Source organism: Alkalitalea saponilacus (assembly GCF_900168165.1).
GTDB lineage: Bacteria > Bacteroidota > Bacteroidia > Bacteroidales > Marinilabiliaceae > Natronoflexus > Natronoflexus saponilacus.
Window position 1 is genome coordinate 1 of the sequence record NZ_FUYV01000068.1, and the last position, 1,812, is coordinate 1,812.

The window sequence follows — 1,812 nt, forward strand, 5'->3', positions numbered from 1 at the left end:
GTTAAATAGGTTCTTTCTTTTCTGTCGAATTACATACAACGGTCACATATATGAAATGTTGGGGCTGCGGTGTGCGTCTTTGTCTGCCGTTATAATAGTTGGTGCGGGGCAGAAAGGTTCAAGTAAACATCTAAACCCCAATATTTTATATATGATGTTGTGCCCTCGTTGGTTTTTATTTCTTCTTAGCAATAACTATCATGTCTGTTAAAAATGTTCCATCTGATTCTGGATAATCTTTCCTTTCAATATCAACTATTTCAAATCCTGACTCATTTAAACACTCAACTAAATAATCTGATTGGTGATAGTAAATATAGACTCTATCATTTCCGCTAAAGCTTGTAGTCTCAAATCCAGATTTATTATAATCATCTTCCATGGTACTCAGGTAAAGCATTCCAGATTGAACCAAAAGTCCTGAAGTGTCATTTATTAATGATTTTAATTCCACTTTGGATAAAAAAGGTGCACAAAATCCACACATTACCCCATCAAACTTTCTTTCAATTGTTCCAATTTCCTTGCAATCCATTATTTTAAAATCTGCACTGGGATTATTAATCTTGGCTAATTCTATCATATTTGGTGCTAAATCAATTCCGAATATTTTAAAATCAGGTCTTTTTGTATTTAAATATCTCGTTATATTTCCGGGGCCTGTTCCAATCTCAAATATCTCGGCATTACTTTTCTCAATCAGGTTGCAGTATTTGTCAAAAGTATCATTATACAAATCCATTGTCATGAATTTTTCTTGATATCGCTTGGATGTCTTGTTAAACGTCTCAATAGTATCGTTTTGCCTTACTTCAGTTGTCATAAGTTATACTATGGTTTAATGATTTGCAGTTCGTCAATTCCAATGGGGCACAAAGTGTGTCTGCCTTTACAAAATCTGATGCAGGGCAGAAAGGCTCACGTAACTACTAAATCTACAATGCGTTATACGTGTTGCCGTGTTTATTAGTTGTTTAATCTTCATATTATCAATAATCTCACTAAACATAGGTGGCGGTGGTGGTGGTGGTGGAGAAAAATATTCTTCTTCAAGTTCAATTATCAATAATCGAATATTTACTAAAGAATCTAGATGTTCAAATTTAGTCTTGCTTATACTATTCAATTCCTTGCTATACCAATTTATTGACAATTGATTTTTATAAGAAGTAACTGATTTACTAATCTCTTCAATTACATTCTGAAGAATTTCACATGAATCTTTTATGTATGTTAATTCTACATATCCTTTCGATACTCTGCGAGATGCACCATTAAAATCTATGGTTTCTATTTGTATTGACCTCAATTCAGAGTTGGTTTCATTTATGAAAAACGCTAACAATGAATCACTAAGGTCGTTTAGTTGTGTTTTTTCATATTCAAAAAGGATATTTTGATTTGGTCTAATCTTAATATTAGCACAATTTCCAAAGCAATCAATAACCGGCCACCCAAGGCTATCAAATAATGTTCTTTTCTTTTCAAAATATAACCTAACTACCTCTTCAAAATGGACTGATTCTGGGTGTTTTAAAAGAAAGGAAGAAAATTCCAAATAGTCATTTACGTTTTCCAGATTATGAAACGCAATTGAGTCCGTTTTAATCGAAGCTCTGTCTTGGTATGTGCAATTACTGGATAGTAGTCCAAATATCAATAATATTAAACCATTTCTCATAAATATTTCTTTAAAGTCCAGTTAGTTATTGGTTTTGTCCTATGGGGCACAACGTACCTGTGTATGACCAGTGGCTTTTTTGCGGGCTGCGTCCTTGTCCGCCGTTGCAAAAGTTAGCGCGGGGTAGGGGG

2 protein-coding genes are annotated in these 1,812 nt (G+C 33.7%); both read right to left on the bottom strand.

What is annotated here, in order from left to right; genetic code table 11:
• Positions 1-175 precede the first annotated feature (175 nt).
• On the bottom strand, positions 176-823 hold the full coding sequence (locus tag B5X70_RS17610) for a class I SAM-dependent methyltransferase (RefSeq protein WP_079559214.1): 648 nt from the start codon (positions 821-823) through the stop codon (positions 176-178).
• A gap of 66 nt (positions 824-889) precedes the next feature.
• Entirely contained in the window at positions 890-1,681 is a 792-nt protein-coding gene (locus tag B5X70_RS17615; protein ID WP_079559215.1) for a hypothetical protein, read from the bottom strand.
• Between the last annotated feature and the right edge of the window lie 131 nt (positions 1,682-1,812).

Excerpts from the sequence above, each read along its gene's own strand:
- B5X70_RS17610 (WP_079559214.1), bottom strand. The coding sequence starts at position 823 with ATGACAACTGAAGTAAGGCAAAACGATACTATTGAGACGTTTAACAAG.
- B5X70_RS17615 (WP_079559215.1), bottom strand. The coding sequence starts at position 1,681 with ATGAGAAATGGTTTAATATTATTGATATTTGGACTACTATCCAGTAAT.